Below are 15034 nucleotides of genomic sequence, written 5' to 3'. Positions count from 1 at the left end.
ACCGAATCACTCACAATAGAATTGGATGGGAGAAATACAAAAAATCTCTAACTAAAATATTCAGAAAGATAAGGAATCTTTTTTCTCTCTACATACAATAAATAAGTAGATAAAGTAAAAACAACAAGGGCTAAAATGAAAAGAAGACCACCATCATCTTTTACCACAATTCCTAAAAACACAAAATGAGACAATACAGCGCCTAACATTAAGTTAAATCCAAGTAAAGCCCCGAACCAAACCAAACGAGGAATTAGTAAAAAAAGAATACAAAAGGATTCTAAAACCGCCAAACCATATCTACCCCAAGGTTCCATACCCATCACAGAAAATATAAACTTGGATTCTTCTGAGCCGGAAAATTTAAAATACAAGGTTTGTCCTAAAATCAAAATGGCAATCACACGCGACCCGTGAAACAGAACGGTTTTCAATCTAACAATCTCCAACGAAAAACCCTCCAAGGATTTTTTTTGATTTCTATGGGACAAAAATTATATACGAGGAAACATTTTTCCCTGGAATTCGAATCTTATTTTTTTAGGGCGCATACCCATCCGTAAAGTAATAAACTTGGAAGATTCCCTACTTTCTGATAGAATCTTTTGGCAAGTCAAACCATGGATTCACAAAAAATCATAGAAATTCGAAACCTTGCAGAAATTGCAAAAAGTGAAGGTCGAAATACAGAGGCCATCGCACTGATGAAGGAGTATCTGAGTTTGGTGCATCCTTCTTTCACCCACTACTCCTGGTATTTCATTGCTGATCTTTACTTCCAAGAAGGAAAAATAGAAGAAGCAATGGAACATTGTAATGAGGCCTTACGGCTTAATAATGATTATATCCCGGGACTGGAACTTAGGATCACACTTTTTAAAAAATTAGACAGGTGGGAGGAAGCCATCAAAGATAAAGAAAAAATAGAAAAATTAAATGCGATAGAGAAATCAAAATGGGACGATCCAAACCACTACTACCATTACAAGTAAATACAATAATATAGATCGTCCGATAGTTTGATGGATGGAAAACCCGCTCCTATCAAAACCCAAAAAAATTAACAGGTTCCAAATCGCAGGCATTCCCTTGGATCGCAGCAGTGAGTTTGGAAGCAGAAGATGCAGCTCCTTGGAAAAGAGAATGTGGTTTATTACAAGTACTGACTTCCGTGATGAGAGCTGACAAAAACTTAGAATATTGAATTTCTATCACTGCGTAATCAACAATTTCCTTCCGACACTTCTCAAAAGATTCCTTTGTATAATATGTATCTTCTCCAATTTTGGAAACCGATTCAAATATATATGGTGAACTTGTAGATGAAAGTATAGGTTCGAGACCTGCCAAACTGAACAATTCAAAGTTGTATTGTTTTAATCTTATATAGGCCGGAGTTGTACAAAGAATTGCTAAACAATTACCCGCAGAAACGGACATCATTGTTGAAATTGAAGAAGAAATCGAAACACCAGATAAATCGGTATTCCCACAAACAGAACCTGTGATATAAGAACAGCTTGCTGTCGGAGAGGTATCATTTGTTTTCAAAATTTTTCCAGTGATTATTTGATTTGTTGAAGATGGACTGGAACGAAAATAATGAGTTCCTCCGGCAGTAACAGACAAATCAATATAATTTATTGGAGATGATAAATCGAAATTTGCACCTGTAGTGGGATTTGTAAAACCAGAAATGGCAGTATTTTCGGTAGCGCAAGTATAAGTAGTATTAGTCGAATTACTAGTAATGTTTAAGGTAGCAGGAATATAAGTAAACAAACTGACGGCACTCAAACCACTTCGAAGTTCTTCAAGTTGTTCTTTTGCTTTTTTTCCTTTGATTCCCATCGGAGAATACACATTCGTACAACCAATGAAAAATAAAAAAGCAGAGAGATATAAAATATTTTTTTTCGACATAAAACAGCGTCGCATTTCGCCCGTTATTTAGTCAATCTTTTCCCGTTAGGTGAATCAACAGGAACAATTTAAGACAATACTATATATTAATATTCTACCTCGATCGGTTTAAAAAACAAAACCAGCTAAAAAGAAAAAAGCCCCTTCCCGAAGTATCCTTCGAAAAGAGGCAACCGTCTTAAGGCAACTCTTGCCTTACTACGACTTAAGCGTTATTCAAAAGTCGTAATACAGAATTTGACCGAAGACTGGCCTGCGCTAACATTGCCGTACCGCTTTGCACGAGAATTTGTTTCGTCGTGAGCGCTACCATTTCTTCCGCCATATCTGCGTCCCTAATCCTTGATTCGGATGCTTGCATATTTTCGTATGCACCCATGAGGCCTTTTGCAGTACTTTCGAGCCTATTTTGATAAGCTCCCATATCTGCTCTCTGCTTCATGATCTTGTTCAAGGCGAAGTCCGCTTTAGCAATCGCTTCGTCTGCTTTTCCAGGTGTAGAAAGAGCAATTTTATTTGCACCTTCTGACATCTTTAGAGCTTTCGAAGTCATAGTTCCAATGTAGAAACGCTCTCTTTGCTTTGCGTTTGCTCCCATGTGAAACCACATCGACGCCTTCGTTGACCTTCGAGCGAAGTCTCCTTCAAACAATTTCATTTTATTGAACTCTGCTTGTGAAGCAATTCGATCGATCTCATCCACCAGCGCAGATACTTCTACCTGCACGAGCTGCCTGTCCTCCGGTGTGTAGATTCCGTTCGAAGTCTGGATCGCTAGGGTGCGGATTCGTTGGATGATTTCCGCCGACTGGTCGAGGAAACCCTCTGCAGTCTGGATGAAACTCAGTCCATCTTCCGTATTCCTTTCGGCCTGACGTAAACCACGAATTTGTGTTCGTAGTTTTTCCGAAACAGCAAGACCAGAAGCATCATCACCGGCAAGGTTAATCCTTTGCCCAGTGGAGAGGTTCCTCATGGTCTTATCTACATCCCATTGTGTAAACTTGAGAGCACGATGTGATTGAATCGCACTCATGTTGTGATTGATAATCATTGGCCTACACTCCTTTGTGTATTACCAAGAACGATATATCTTGCGTTCTTAGCCGGACAATCCCTGTCCGGTGTCAAGGATGAGCTTTCATTTTGCCACCTGGCAGGGGAAAGCCGGCTGATTATCTAATTACAACTCTTCAGTTACACAAACCACTCACTTCGTTAGGCTATTAACGAAGGAGAGAAAGAACTCCTTGTGGACGAACATTCGCCTGAGCTAACATAGCAGTTCCAGATTGAACTAAAATCTGGTTCTTTGTGAAAGCCACAGTTTCTTCTGCCATATCCGCATCACGGATCCTAGACTCGGAAGCTTGGGTATTCTCATAAGCGTTCATGAGCCCTTTCGCAGCATGCTCAAGACGGTTAAAGTAAGCACCTAAGTTTGCTCTTTGTTTGCTAATGCGAGTTAACGCAGCATCCAAAGTTCCGATCGCATCGTTTGACTTGTCAGCTGTTGACAAAGACAAGAGGTCTCCACTTTGACCTTTAAGATTAAGTGCACGCGCAGTCATTGTTGCAATGAACACTCTTTCTCTTTGGTGTTGGTTTGGTCCTAAATGGAACCACATGGAAGTTGCTCTAGATCCACGAGCAAAATCACCTTGAAGCAAATTCATTTTATTGAATTCAGCTTGAGAAGCAATTCTGTCCACTTCGTCGATAAGTTGTGAAACTTCGACTTGGATCATTTGTCTATCTTCGTCAGTGTAAATACCGTTAGACGACTGAATTGCAAGAGTTCGAATTCTTTGAATGATATCATTCGATTCTTGCAAAAAACCTTCCGTTGTTTGGATAAGGCTCATACCGTCTTCGGTATTTCTCTCTGCTTGTCTAAGACCATTCACTTGCGTTCTCATTTTTTCCGAAACGGCAAGGCCTGATGCATCATCACCTGCTCGGTTGATTCGCATACCAGAGGATAGTTTCTCCATATTTTTGGAGACTTCCTCGTTTTGGAACTTGAGGACGCGATGTGAGTTGATCGCGGCTAAATTGTGGTTTATGATCATTGGTTTCCTCCTTGAAACTTGATCTGGCAAAAGAGAGAATCCCTTCTCTCTTTGGTTTTTTGTGTCTGGCTTTCAGGCCCCTATGGTGCCTAAAATCTCTATTTGTTCCCTTTGTATGTCGGTGATCGGATAGAAGAAATTAATTTGAAGATTTTGCGGTATTTTTGGATTTTTTCGCGTGTTTTTACGCGTTTTGAGGTGTTTTTGGCAACTTTAGCGTTTTATTTTTTTTAAAAAAAAGTTCTAATTTCCCCCATACGATGATCGGCAAATCCCCATTTTCCATAAGTAAATTTTGAAAAATGGAGAAATATATAGGAATTCCCCTGATTTATGGGTGAGAGCAGTGAAAAGTGGAAAAAACCCTTAACTAAAAAGTTAAGGGCGTGTGACTAGAGTTGATAAAGAATCCCAGTGGTAAACAGGGCTAAGTTCCCCTGAAAATTGATGTTCAATTGTTTTTAAGTCTTTAAAGTTTTCAAATAAACTTGCATTTAACGCACGTATTGTGGACTCCATAGCAAGGATTTTTCGTTTGTTTACAACTTCTTCTGATTCCTTCGGACCAGTTTCTGTTCCAGCGGAGTAATAGGTAATGGTGTCGACTGGTGCATTTGGATTTTCGTCTTCAGAATCACCTGTTTCCTCGGATTTTGTACGAGGGAGTCTATATTTTTCCATCACATCTTGTAAAATTTGAACATTCCAATCGATCACAAGTTTAGAATCTTTTTGTAAAAACCAGGACTGTTTTAAAGCAAACCGAATGTCCAAAAGTTTTTTGGGAGAAAAAAGTTTACCATCTTTAGCCAACGCTTCCACAGAATCAAAGTAAGGTGGTGAGCCAACTTCACCTACAATTTGGTAAATAAATGCTCCCGTTTCATCTTGTTTTAATACCTTTCTGTGGATTGGGATTTGTTCCCCTTCTCCATTCGAAATATAAATCACAATTGGTTCCCTATGGTCAAGAGAGGGATAAGAATACAATTGGAAAGGAACAAGCAAACGAAATGGATTTTGTTCTGCTAAAATAAAAAAACTAAAAAAGATCAAAAGAGAAAACCAAGAGGCAAACAAAAAGATAAAGTCGCGAGTGAGTTTGGTTTCTCCGGTTCCGATTTTGTAAAATCGAATGATCAGGTCTTTTATGATTTCTTTCAGGGAACGAAGATATTCTTTAATCTTTTGAAGATGCGTATTCATGAATTCCTTTGATGACACTACGTGCAATTTTCTTTTGGTAGGTTTTATCCCGCAGTTTCCTACTTTCCTCAGGGTTTGTCAGATACCCCATTTCCACAAGTACCGCAGGCATAAGGCTTCCTCGCAAGACGGAAAAATCTGCCTTTTTCACCCCACGAGAAGGGATCTCAAGGCCCAAACCCTTTTCATACTGTTCGGCAACGGCACTAGCCAATTTCCTAGACCGCCTTTGGGTGACACTGGACAACATCTGGGATTGGATCTGAGAGACAACTGAGTTCTTGTGTTTTCCCACATACCGATTTTCCAAAATGGCTGTTTCGCGAGCGGCCTCCGTACTTGGACTTTGGGAAAGATAATAGACCTCAAATCCGGCTGCCTTATCCGAAAGTGATGCATTACAATGGAAACTAATAAAGACCACATCCCTTGTATCACGTAACATTTGGTTTGCCATTTTCGAACGATCTTCTAATTCCACAAAGCTATCATTTTTTCGAACCATCTGCACCCGAATTTCCGGATAATACTTTCGTAAGTACAAATAAGTATAACGAGCCACACCAAGACTCACATCTTTTTCAAAGTACCCACTAGGATCTGAAGTTCCGGGATCTTTCCCCCCGTGGCCCGCATCAATCACTATGGCCTTTACATTGAGGTTTCGTTTCGGCACTGGTTCTTTGGGAATGAGAATCCAAAGTTCCGTTTCTTTGAATTGGTACCGCACATCATAAGAGATTAGATTGAGTAAAACCGCTTCCACAAGATCCAGGGGAAGATACACATCTTCTTCCTTTTTTAAAATGGCTTTGGGGATTTTGTAAATTTTGCCATCCAGGGTATAAAAACTTGAACCTAGGCGGAATTGAAGATTCCCTTGGGGGGTGTAAATGGAACCAACTCTTGTGAACTTTTTTAGTTTGGTGGAAAGTTCGGGCATAATCGATTTTAAATCAGAAAATGCCACGTAGTTTCCTTTTCCGTAGAGCGGAAGTTTGGCGACCTCAGCAAATACGGAATTAGAAAAAATACAGAAACAAAGAAGGACTAATCTTTTTTGAAGATAGAAAGAATTCGCTGCCAAATCGATTGTTTCTGTTTTTTAGATTTTTTCACTTCGTTGATATCGAAGAGATTCCGTCTTGGATCGTTCTTTTGGTGGTGTTTTCCAGACTGGTTTTTCTTATGTTGCCCTTTGCCCTTTCCATCCTTAGAATGCCCATGTTTGAATTCATGGTGGGTCATTTTGGCTGGGTGTTTGTGGTCACCTTCCCCATCGTGATGGTGCGGGTGAGACATCTTTGCTGGTGGATGGTTTTTCTCCCCTTTGCCTTTTCCGCGGCCACGGTCTCCCGAACGGCTTTGATTTCGGTCACCTGATCTGTGTTCGCCGCCATGTCTTGGTTTCCCACCACGACCACCGCGTTCTCCCCTTTCCCGGTCTTGGTATTTTTTTTCACCAGGGATGGCTTCATCGGCAAATACAGGAGTGAACTCACCCTTAGGAAATTCCAAATACTCTTCTCGGATTTCTCCGATGGGGATTTTTGAATTTAAGTAACGTTCAATTCGTTCCAGTTCTGTATAATCTGTTTCAGAACAAAACCCAATGGACATACCCTTTCTTCCTGCACGGGCAGTACGTCCAATCCGGTGCACATAGTTTTCTGCATCTTGCGGTAGATCATAATTATAAACCACATCGATATTTTCGATATCGATCCCACGAGAAGCAACATCTGTCGCAATGAGATACTTATACTTTCCTTCTTTAAAATCTCTGAGGAGACGAATTCGCTTTTTTTGGTCGAGTTCAGAAGAAAGTCCCGTCGCGGTGATTCCAAATTTTCTAAGAACCGATACGATCTTCGGGATATTCATTTTGTAATTGGTGAAAATGATTCCAAGTCCCTCGATCTCGTTGTGCAAAAGAGAGTTCACTAGATAAGGAAGTTTTTCTTCGCGTCCTAAGTGAAGTAAAGTTTGGTCGATTCTTTCGGTGATGACTTTTTCTGGATTGATATGGACTTCAATCGGATCATTCAAATACTTACTGGCAAGTCTTACCACTTCGTAACTTAAAGTAGCACTAAAAAGAAGAGACTGTTTTCTGTTTTTACATTTGTGGAAGATGTATTTGAGATCTTGGACAAATCCCATATCGAACATTCTGTCCGCTTCGTCCAAAATCACCACTTTGATATTTTCCAAAGAGAGGCCGTGGTTTTTGACAAAGTCAATGAGGCGTCCGGGAGTTGCCACAATGAGGCAAGCCTTATTCCCTAATGCCTGTTCTTGCGAACGGTAATCCGTTCCACCGATAATGGTAGCCACACCAAAGTCAGTGAACTCTAAAAGTTTTTTGGCTTCTTCTGCAATTTGTATGGTAAGTTCTCTTGTCGGTGCAAGGACAAGGGCATAAGGTAATGGCTCTTCCTCGTTTGCTGACAAAAGTCTGTGGAGAGTCGGAAGTAGAAAAGCCATAGTCTTTCCAGTTCCGGTTTGGGCAAGACCAGTGAGGTCGTTTCCTTCCATAGCGAAAGGAATGGACTTGGCTTGGATGGGTGTGAGTTCTGTGTAGCCGATTTTATCAAGTGCTTTGGTTAGAGACTCATGAAAGGGTAATTCGTTAAATTTCATAATGGATTTCAGTGTTTTAATTTTCTGGCGATTAGTTCGATGGTATCACCATAGGCAAATTGGTTTGCATACAGTCGATACAGCCATTCGGGGAGTTTGCCAAGGAGGCCTAAATCCCGGTAGGAGTGATACGACATAGGTCTAACATAGTTCAGTCCAAAGCCAAGGATTGACAAGAGTTTTTTCAGGGAGTGAACGGAGTAGTCGAAAAAGTGGTCAGAGGGATGGGTGGAAAACCATTCTTTGGGATTGGTTTGGAAACTCGGGCCAAAACTTGAAGGAACTGCCAAATAAAGATAACCGCCAGGCTTAGTCCAAGCTGCGAGCCGTTTCCAAATCCCTTCAATTTCCTCAATGTGTTCGATCACAAAAAAGGCAGAGACCACATCAAACTTTTCCTTCCAATCCCCTTCTCCCACCGACAAAACCGAAGTTTTTTCTACATCGAGTCCGAGTGTGGATTTTGCATACTCCACTTCTTTAGGAGAAAGTTCGAGGCCTTTTGTTTGGTAACCGGCAGTCCTTGCTTCATCCAAAAAAAATCCTGCCGCCGATCCAATTTCCAAAAGTGATTTCTTGGGAGAGGAAGTTCTATCCTTGGTTTTGTCTTCCGCCAATTTTTTTAAATTCCCTAACCTACGTTTGGCCATAACCCGAAGGTTTGGTTCGTCTTCATAGTAAGATTTTTTGTATTGGGATTTGTATTCTTCCATAAAGTAACTATCCCCATATTCGCGATGTTTTGCGGGAAGATACCGAAGAACGCCCGTACGCTGGCATTCTTCGTAATGTTCTGGGAATTCTTTATGGGGTGAAAATTCGAATAAACTCAAAAATAAGTTCTCTTTTTTGATTCCAAGGATTTCTCATACTGGGCCCGAGCTGCCCTTTTGTTTTCATAGGCTTCGGTGAGGCTTGGGTTTAAATCAATGGCTGTTTGGAAACTAGAAAGTGCTCGTTTAAATTCCCCATTTTTAAAATAACAAACTCCCAAATAATTATGAGCTTTGGAAGAAATGGTAGGAGTGACATCAGAACGAGTGATGAGGGTTAGTTCCTCGATGGCTTTTTCCCGATCCACAAGAGAACCCGAATCGATTAAAATTTTAGAAAGGACAAGCCGAGATTCCATATCTTCTGGATCGATATGTGTGGCACGAAACGCTTCTTCTTTGGCCTTTTTAGAAAGCCCAGAGTTACCACTATTGGCGTAACTAAGTGCTAGTTTTCGATGAGCCAATTTGATTTCTTTTGGGTCTTTGGAATTTTCCAAAACATAAACTAACACCTTTTCGGCGGCCGGATAGTTTTTGGTTTGGATGTACACATCTGCCAGTTTCAGTCTTGCTTCATAAAGTTCCGGTTTCCAAGCGATGGCTTCTTCATACTCGGCAATGGCTTCTGAATAAAATCGGTTTTCTAAATAATAATCGGCAATGGCAAGCCTTGACTGCGTATGGTTTGGATCCAGGGCCTGCGATTTACGAAGGGACTCAATGGCCATTGTGGGTTTTCCAGCATGTAAATAGGTTAGTCCTAAATTGTAATAAGCTGATTGGTTTTTGGGATTTAAAGACAGGGCCCCTTCGAAAGCGGTGATACTTTCTGAATACCTCTCCATCTCATCCAAAATAATTCCAAGATTTACATAAGCAGTTTCTGAATACGTATCCCCCGGAGTGAGACGAATGATCCGGCGAAACAAACTTTCTGCTTCTACCAGTTCCCCTTTTTTATAATAGAGTTCTGACAAAGCAAAAAGGGAATCCACATCACTGGGTTTCAGTAACAAAGCTTTTTTTAAGGCCGTGATGGCCATATTGGTTTGGCCCATAGAAAGAAAGGCGTCAGCAATGTAACGATAGACTTCTGGTTCGTTGGCATTGGAATCGAGGGCTTTTTGAAAGTATTTGGCCGCTTCTTCTGGGACTTTCTTTTTTAAATACACCAAACCTAGGTTATAGTAAGATTTGGCATCGTTTGTTTTCAAACGAATCACTTCTCTGAAATAAAACTCCGCCCTGTCATAATCTTCTCTTTGGTAGAAGATGGTTCCTAGGTGGCCATAAGAAAGAACAGCTGTTTGGGAATTCGGAGCTGTTTGTACGACTTTTTGGAATTCAGAAATGGCTTCTGCGATATTTCCTTGTTTCAAATAACTAATGGCAAGGTTATAAGTCAGAGTGACATCTGTCGGTGCCAAAGACTGTCCTTCTTTATAGGCTTCAATGGCACTGGCCGGATCCCCAATCTCTTGGAATAAATTTCCTTGTAATAAAGAAACTCGGTAGTCATTCGGGGCAATTTCTTTGGCTCTTTCGGCGGCTCGCCTTGCCTCTTCAAACTTACCCGCATGTTTGAATGCGAGTGATAAATTATAATAAGCAAAATAGTTTTTGGAATCGTATTGGATGGCTTTTTCCAATCGTTCAATGGCATTGATATAACGACCAGCCTCATCATACATCACACCAAGGACTGTGAGTGCGATCGATTTGTCTTCGTCTGAGCCCGGGGAATTTAAAAACTCTTCACAAACAGTTCCCACTCGGTTCACATAACGGTTGTGATAGGCATTGAGGCAAGCCGCGAGTTTCGGATTTACGGAATCATCTGGAAGATAGGGTTTATCCACAAGAAGGTTCAGTGCCTTTTTATCTGTGGGAAGGTTCTTTAAGGCTTTTGCGATCTCTTCTGGGTTTTGTTTTTTTTGTAAATACCACCAGTATCCGGCGGTTAAAAATCCAAGGACGAGAAGAACAAGAAATGTCCAAAATAGAAAAGAGAGGACGGGACGGCGTGCCGAGGTTTCTGATTCGTAAGTTGTTTCTTTTTCTCGGCCCAGGTTCCGTAAGTATGGATCTTCCTGGTAATAACTTGGCTGAGAGGACTGCTCCTCAATGCGAAACCGGTTTTTTTGGATGGGATCCATTTTTTATCTTACTGGGGTTTGTTCGCTACGATCTCCTTCTTATAGAAGGCATCAAGTAATCCGTTGATGAACTGTGCCGATTCGTCCGTTTCAAATTCTTTTGTGAGTTCCACTGCTTCGTTGATCACAACGGGGGCAGCAAGGAAAGGTTCCTTTTGTAAACTCAAAATCGATAAACGTAAAATACAGCGGTTGACCACGGAAATACGCGAAAGTTCCCAATTCTCCGAATACTTCTTGATTAGAGTATCGATGCTTTTTCGATTTTCGACCACTCCTTTCACAAGAAAGACAGCATAATCCTTTTCTTCTCTAGTGATTTTTTTGTCATACCAATCGAATTTCATCGCGCGGTCGGGATCGGTTCCGACGAGATCAATTTGGTAGAGGCACATTAGGGCGAGACTTCGCCCGCGGTGTCTAGAACTCATCCGATCTCTTTGAAAAGATTTGCCATTTCGATGGCTGTGGTGGCTGCTTCGTATCCTTTGTTTCCCGCTTTGGTGCCGGCTCTTTCAATGGCTTGTTCGATTGATTCCGTAGTAATGACACCAAAAATCACGGGAACAGATCCATCTGCAACGGATCCTACTTTGGCGGCTTCCCCAGAAACCAAATCATAATGCGAAGTGGCCCCTCGGATCACTGCCCCAAGGCAAACAATGGCAGAGAATTGGTATTTTTTTGACCCAAGGACACGTTTTACAGTTTGTGGGAGTTCGAAAGCACCAGGAACATAGATCACAGTGACATCACTATCACTAATCCCATGTTGTCTGTAAGCATCTTTGGCCCCTTTGAGTAGAGACTCAGTAATGAATTCATTAAACTTTGAAACGATGACACAATGTTTTTGTCCGTTTCCGATGCGGGTGCCTTCCAGTGTAGCTGTCATGTATCCAAAATCCTAGGGGGGTGTTATTTCGCAAGACGAATGACAAGGGTAATCTTTCCGTCAGGATTTTCTACCACTTCAAACCCGTCTCTTTCGAGAGCTTTTTTGGCTCGGTAGATCGCTAGGTTCACAACATTGGTTTTCTCTTCAGGTAGCTTTTCTGGTTCCCGGTTCATAGATCCCCTCTCACCTTTAAAGTTCGGAGTGCACACCATCCAATCTTAAATACCAATGGCTTTACAAGGTAGAATTGTTTTCCTCTTATGTCATATAGGAAGAAAATGAAGAAAAAGAAATCCGTAAAGAAGGCCAAAAAAAGGAAACCGGTGGTTTATACCGAGAGTGACTTTATTGTCAAACCTTCCTCTGTTCCCAATATTGGAATGGGACTATTCACCAAACAAACATTATACAAGGGAGATACCGTTGGTTATTACATGGGTAAAATCATTACCGATGAACAAGCGGAATCAAACAAATACGTAGACTCAAAATACCTACTTTGGATCTGTAAAGATTGGTGGATTTATGGGGAAGGACGTGAATCCAATTACACCCGTTATATCAACCATTCCTCAAAACCCAATGCTGAACTCATCACATCTGTAAGATGGAAAACAGCTAGGTTTAAAGTATTAAAAACAATCCCAGAAGGATCAGAAATATTTTTTGATTATGGAAAGGACTATTGGGACAACGTGGACTTCAAACCGAAGTAAAGAGAAACTTGTAAAACGGTCTCTTAGAGGAGACCGTTATTTCCAAAAGAAGTTTTGGTAGAAGTTTTTACAGAGTCAGAAGCCTCTAAAGCTTCTGTATACCGAATGACCGAGTCATCCATACGAAAAACTCCTTCCGTCGTTTCTCTGTGCATCAATCGACAAACCAGGAAATTGGCCGCAAAGAATAGAAGTGTAAGAACCAAGGGAAAACGATACGAATTCGACATAAAACCCTCCGATTTAAGTTAAGCCTCCTACCAGCCCTTCTCCAGGCAAGAAATTTTTAGACGAATTCTAATAGAAATCTTCAATCCGGATATCAGGGAACGAATTGTTCTCTTCTTCCGCAGAGAGAAGGATCCCCTCATCCACCTGGCCGTTTAGCATTTCCTCCAAAGTTAGAAAAACATTGGTGTGCACATTGGTACGACGAACTGCATAATCCACCATAGTCCCCGTTTTCATAATAAAGGCCCAGTCACTACTTTGTAAAAGGAGGAGTTCCCTTCCCATTTGTTTCAAAATTCGTTTTTGTAAATCTGTCCCTGATTTAAACTCATGGGCCTTCTTATGCATCCGAATGCTAAGACCATGGATGAGAGGATAAATCCAATCGTTCGTTGGATTTAACCAAACCTCTCCATATCCATTTTCTCCCCAACTAGACATTTTCATTTCCACCGATTGCACCCGAGGGAGGGCCCTCGCTGCTTCTAACGGATGGGAAAGTTTGATTGTATTTTGGTTGAAGTGGATTTTTTTAAATAGGAATTCGATAAACTGTGGTCCTTCATACCACCAGTGACCATACAACTCCGCATCATAGGGAGAAACAATGACCGCCTGTTGTTTGTTAGCCTCAAATAAAACTTCCGCTTGGTGGATCCGGTTTCGTAAAAAATCTTCGGCATGGTTACCGGCCGCTTCCATTGCCCAGTCCGGATGGTAATACCCTTTGTCGGAAGTTTTGCCAGTGATCCGAAAGTATTTGATGCCCGTATTGATCCTCACCCCATTGGAATTCAGATAAGGAGAAATTTCCTCCCAAGGCAAATCATGTCCAATGTCACGGTAGTATTCTCTGTACCGGAAGTCTCCCGGATACCCATCAATGGAACTCCAAACTTGTTTGCTACTTTCGGGATCACGTCCAAAAGCAAACACTCCATACCCCACTTCCACAGGAGCATACACTCCAAACTTTGGCCTTGGACTTGCATGTGTGATTCCATGTGTGTCCACAAAGAAATACCGAAACCCTTCCCGGTCGAGTTCCTCTTCAAGTTTTTGTGTGTATCCGCATTCGGATAACCAAATTCCTTTTGGGTCTCTTCCCCAAATACGCCGAAAGGTCCTCCTTCCATTTTTCAATTGGGAACGAAAGATAGAAGGTTCGGAATCATAAAAAGGAAGGAAGGCATGGGTGGCAGGACTTGTCATCACTTCCAATTCCCCTGTCTCCACAAAAGGTAAAAACATTTTGGTTAAGTCACCACTCTCTTCTTCAAAGATGGATTCTGTATCCAAAAAATGTTCTAAGTATCTTGAGGCAAGGTAATGGAGATGGGGGTCTTTTGCATTTCGTTTGGTTTCCGCTTTGGCAAGAGTGATCAGGTTTTTTATGTATTTACGAAATCCATTTTGCAAATAGGGATCTGTCAACATAAGGGATAGTGTCGGAGTGAATGACATGGTGATCCGAAAGGGAACGGATTCTTTTTTTAGATTCCGAAACACTCGGAGGAGAGGGATATAGGTTTCAAGAATGGCTTCGTTCAACCAGTTTTCTTCGATAAAAGGAGTGTCATAACCGGGATGTCTAACAAATGGTAGGTGGGCATGTAAAACAAATACCAAATGCCCTTTTAAAAAATGATCCATTACAATTGTCCTTTGCCTGATCCCGATCCATTGGCTACCCTTGAATGTGGTTGGTTTTGGCCTGGATTCCTTTCTATTTGTTCTTTGGTGCGAGGGTTCACATAGAACTCAGACGCGTCTCCGTCTTTCACATAGTATTCATCACTTCCCACAGACTTTGCCACAAGTCCTTGACTAATCCATTGGGGGTGGATCCATTCCTTATCCAAACGAAAGGATTCGGTTCCACCAGGAAGATCCTTACCTGAAGAGTGGAGAGTCGAAACTTCTTTTTTTTCGGATGAAACAAGGATTGAAGTTTGGATCTCTCTTACTGGAAACATAAACTTTAAATAATAAGATTCGGTAAAAGGAGCGAGATCATAAATTTCCGTTCTTTCGCTTCCAAAGATATTTTTATATTCTACCTTCAAACGAAATCGTAATCCATCCGTAGAAGGAGAATCCAAATTGGTGAGAAGGTTCTTTAAGGTTGTTTCAGAAAACTTCCAAAACACAAATGCTTCTTTCGGTGTTCGCACAAGAACTCGAATGAGATCTTCCTGCGCAAATTCAGGGTGTTTGGTAAACTTGGAATCTTTGTAAATGGATTTGAGTGGTGGTTCTTTCGAAGGAATTTCTCTTTGATTGACTGCTTTTTTGGCTGCCGTTTTCGAAGTTTTTTTAGCAGCGGTGGCACTTGTTTTTTTCTTTTTAGCGGCAGATTTTTTTACTGGCCCATCTTTTTTTTCTTCATTTGCCATCCTCCAAGCTTAAAGAC

The 15034-nt window shown here is 41.2% G+C and carries 17 protein-coding genes; 2 read left to right on the top strand and 15 right to left on the bottom strand.

Annotated elements, in window-relative coordinates; genetic code table 11:
* Positions 1 to 47 precede the first annotated feature (47 nt).
* Positions 48 to 434 (bottom strand): DoxX family protein, encoded by a 387-nt coding sequence (locus EHQ16_RS14415; RefSeq protein WP_244242097.1) that lies wholly within the window; start codon positions 432 to 434, stop codon positions 48 to 50.
* Positions 435 to 620: 186 nt separating this feature from the next.
* Between EHQ16_RS14415 and EHQ16_RS14410 the strand changes: the two genes are divergently transcribed.
* Entirely contained in the window at positions 621 to 992 is a 372-nt protein-coding gene (locus tag EHQ16_RS14410; protein WP_135633278.1) for a tetratricopeptide repeat protein, read from the top strand.
* Positions 993 to 1044: 52 nt separating this feature from the next.
* Here the strand turns inward: EHQ16_RS14410 and EHQ16_RS14405 are convergent, their stop codons facing one another.
* The 11 genes from EHQ16_RS14405 to EHQ16_RS19520 all read right to left on the bottom strand — a co-directional run bounded on the left by EHQ16_RS14405 (position 1045) and on the right by EHQ16_RS19520 (position 11847).
* Complete coding sequence (locus EHQ16_RS14405; RefSeq protein ID WP_135633280.1) at positions 1045 to 1923, bottom strand: hypothetical protein; 879 nt, start codon at positions 1921 to 1923, stop codon at positions 1045 to 1047.
* A gap of 205 nt (positions 1924 to 2128) precedes the next feature.
* Positions 2129 to 2977 (bottom strand): flagellin N-terminal helical domain-containing protein, encoded by an 849-nt coding sequence (locus tag EHQ16_RS14400; protein WP_135633282.1) that lies wholly within the window; start codon positions 2975 to 2977, stop codon positions 2129 to 2131.
* Between the two features lie 172 nt (positions 2978 to 3149).
* The gene (locus EHQ16_RS14395; RefSeq protein ID WP_135575347.1) at positions 3150 to 3995 is read right to left on the bottom strand and encodes a flagellin N-terminal helical domain-containing protein; all 846 of its coding nucleotides are present in this window, start codon (positions 3993 to 3995) and stop codon (positions 3150 to 3152) included.
* Positions 3996 to 4373: 378 nt separating this feature from the next.
* Complete coding sequence (locus tag EHQ16_RS14390) at positions 4374 to 5201, bottom strand: LIC_10740 family protein (protein ID WP_135633283.1); 828 nt, start codon at positions 5199 to 5201, stop codon at positions 4374 to 4376.
* Positions 5176 to 6171, bottom strand: coding sequence for an N-acetylmuramoyl-L-alanine amidase family protein (locus EHQ16_RS14385; protein WP_135633329.1), 996 nt, complete (start codon positions 6169 to 6171; stop codon positions 5176 to 5178). The genes EHQ16_RS14390 and EHQ16_RS14385 overlap by 26 nt, the downstream gene beginning before the upstream one ends.
* An 80-nt stretch (positions 6172 to 6251) precedes the next feature.
* Positions 6252 to 7844 carry a DEAD/DEAH box helicase gene (locus tag EHQ16_RS14380; RefSeq protein WP_135633285.1) on the bottom strand — a complete coding sequence of 531 codons (1593 nt, stop codon included), beginning with the start codon at positions 7842 to 7844 and terminating at the stop codon, positions 6252 to 6254.
* An 8-nt stretch (positions 7845 to 7852) separates the two neighbouring features.
* Positions 7853 to 8677 (bottom strand): class I SAM-dependent methyltransferase, encoded by an 825-nt coding sequence (locus EHQ16_RS14375; RefSeq protein WP_135633287.1) that lies wholly within the window; start codon positions 8675 to 8677, stop codon positions 7853 to 7855.
* On the bottom strand, positions 8674 to 10776 hold the full coding sequence (locus tag EHQ16_RS14370; RefSeq protein WP_135633289.1) for a tetratricopeptide repeat protein: 2103 nt from the start codon (positions 10774 to 10776) through the stop codon (positions 8674 to 8676). The genes EHQ16_RS14375 and EHQ16_RS14370 overlap by 4 nt, the downstream gene beginning before the upstream one ends.
* An 8-nt stretch (positions 10777 to 10784) precedes the next feature.
* Positions 10785 to 11207: a transcription antitermination factor NusB gene (gene nusB, locus EHQ16_RS14365; protein WP_135575359.1), complete on the bottom strand. Its 423-nt coding sequence runs from the start codon at positions 11205 to 11207 to the stop codon at positions 10785 to 10787.
* Positions 11204 to 11671 carry a 6,7-dimethyl-8-ribityllumazine synthase gene (gene ribH / locus EHQ16_RS14360; RefSeq protein ID WP_135575361.1) on the bottom strand — a complete coding sequence of 156 codons (468 nt, stop codon included), beginning with the start codon at positions 11669 to 11671 and terminating at the stop codon, positions 11204 to 11206. Before ribH ends, nusB begins: the two co-directional genes overlap by 4 nt.
* Before the next feature lie 23 nt (positions 11672 to 11694).
* Positions 11695 to 11847, bottom strand: a complete 153-nt coding sequence (locus EHQ16_RS19520; protein ID WP_167482665.1) for a hypothetical protein — start codon at positions 11845 to 11847, stop codon at positions 11695 to 11697.
* Between the two features lie 105 nt (positions 11848 to 11952).
* Here EHQ16_RS19520 and EHQ16_RS14355 point away from each other — a divergent pair, with 105 nt between their 5' ends.
* Positions 11953 to 12390, top strand: a complete 438-nt coding sequence (locus EHQ16_RS14355; RefSeq protein WP_135603101.1) for an SET domain-containing protein — start codon at positions 11953 to 11955, stop codon at positions 12388 to 12390.
* A 23-nt stretch (positions 12391 to 12413) separates the two neighbouring features.
* On the opposite strand, the gene EHQ16_RS14350 is transcribed toward EHQ16_RS14355, so the two are convergent.
* The 3 genes from EHQ16_RS14350 to EHQ16_RS14340 all read right to left on the bottom strand — a co-directional run bounded on the left by EHQ16_RS14350 (position 12414) and on the right by EHQ16_RS14340 (position 15017).
* Positions 12414 to 12620, bottom strand: a complete 207-nt coding sequence (locus EHQ16_RS14350) for a hypothetical protein (RefSeq protein ID WP_135633291.1) — start codon at positions 12618 to 12620, stop codon at positions 12414 to 12416.
* Positions 12621 to 12687: 67 nt separating this feature from the next.
* Complete coding sequence (locus EHQ16_RS14345; RefSeq protein WP_135633293.1) at positions 12688 to 14274, bottom strand: glycoside hydrolase family 57 protein; 1587 nt, start codon at positions 14272 to 14274, stop codon at positions 12688 to 12690.
* Positions 14274 to 15017, bottom strand: coding sequence for a DUF4912 domain-containing protein (locus tag EHQ16_RS14340; RefSeq protein WP_135633295.1), 744 nt, complete (start codon positions 15015 to 15017; stop codon positions 14274 to 14276). Before EHQ16_RS14340 ends, EHQ16_RS14345 begins: the two co-directional genes overlap by 1 nt.
* Positions 15018 to 15034 lie beyond the last annotated feature (17 nt).

It is taken from the genome of Leptospira kanakyensis (assembly GCF_004769235.1).
Lineage (GTDB): Bacteria > Spirochaetota > Leptospiria > Leptospirales > Leptospiraceae > Leptospira_A > Leptospira_A kanakyensis.
Note: the sequence above shows the minus strand (reverse complement) of the source record. Positions and strands in the feature narration are given on the sequence as shown.

Bases quoted from the DNA above. Each gene is read 5' to 3' on its own strand.
- EHQ16_RS14410 (WP_135633278.1), top strand. From the start codon at position 621: ATGGATTCACAAAAAATCATAGAAATTCGAAACCTTGCAGAAATTGCA.
- EHQ16_RS14405 (WP_135633280.1), bottom strand. From the start codon at position 1,923: ATGTCGAAAAAAAATATTTTATATCTCTCTGCTTTTTTATTTTTCATT.
- EHQ16_RS14400 (WP_135633282.1), bottom strand. From the start codon at position 2,977: ATGATTATCAATCACAACATGAGTGCGATTCAATCACATCGTGCTCTC.
- EHQ16_RS14395 (WP_135575347.1), bottom strand. From the start codon at position 3,995: ATGATCATAAACCACAATTTAGCCGCGATCAACTCACATCGCGTCCTC.
- EHQ16_RS14390 (WP_135633283.1), bottom strand. From the start codon at position 5,201: ATGAATACGCATCTTCAAAAGATTAAAGAATATCTTCGTTCCCTGAAA.
- EHQ16_RS14380 (WP_135633285.1), bottom strand. From the start codon at position 7,844: ATGAAATTTAACGAATTACCCTTTCATGAGTCTCTAACCAAAGCACTT.
- EHQ16_RS14370 (WP_135633289.1), bottom strand. From the start codon at position 10,776: ATGGATCCCATCCAAAAAAACCGGTTTCGCATTGAGGAGCAGTCCTCT.
- nusB (WP_135575359.1), bottom strand. From the start codon at position 11,207: ATGAGTTCTAGACACCGCGGGCGAAGTCTCGCCCTAATGTGCCTCTAC.
- ribH (WP_135575361.1), bottom strand. From the start codon at position 11,671: ATGACAGCTACACTGGAAGGCACCCGCATCGGAAACGGACAAAAACAT.
- EHQ16_RS19520 (WP_167482665.1), bottom strand. From the start codon at position 11,847: ATGAACCGGGAACCAGAAAAGCTACCTGAAGAGAAAACCAATGTTGTG.
- EHQ16_RS14355 (WP_135603101.1), top strand. From the start codon at position 11,953: ATGAAGAAAAAGAAATCCGTAAAGAAGGCCAAAAAAAGGAAACCGGTG.
- EHQ16_RS14350 (WP_135633291.1), bottom strand. From the start codon at position 12,620: ATGTCGAATTCGTATCGTTTTCCCTTGGTTCTTACACTTCTATTCTTT.
- EHQ16_RS14345 (WP_135633293.1), bottom strand. From the start codon at position 14,274: ATGGATCATTTTTTAAAAGGGCATTTGGTATTTGTTTTACATGCCCAC.
- EHQ16_RS14340 (WP_135633295.1), bottom strand. From the start codon at position 15,017: ATGGCAAATGAAGAAAAAAAAGATGGGCCAGTAAAAAAATCTGCCGCT.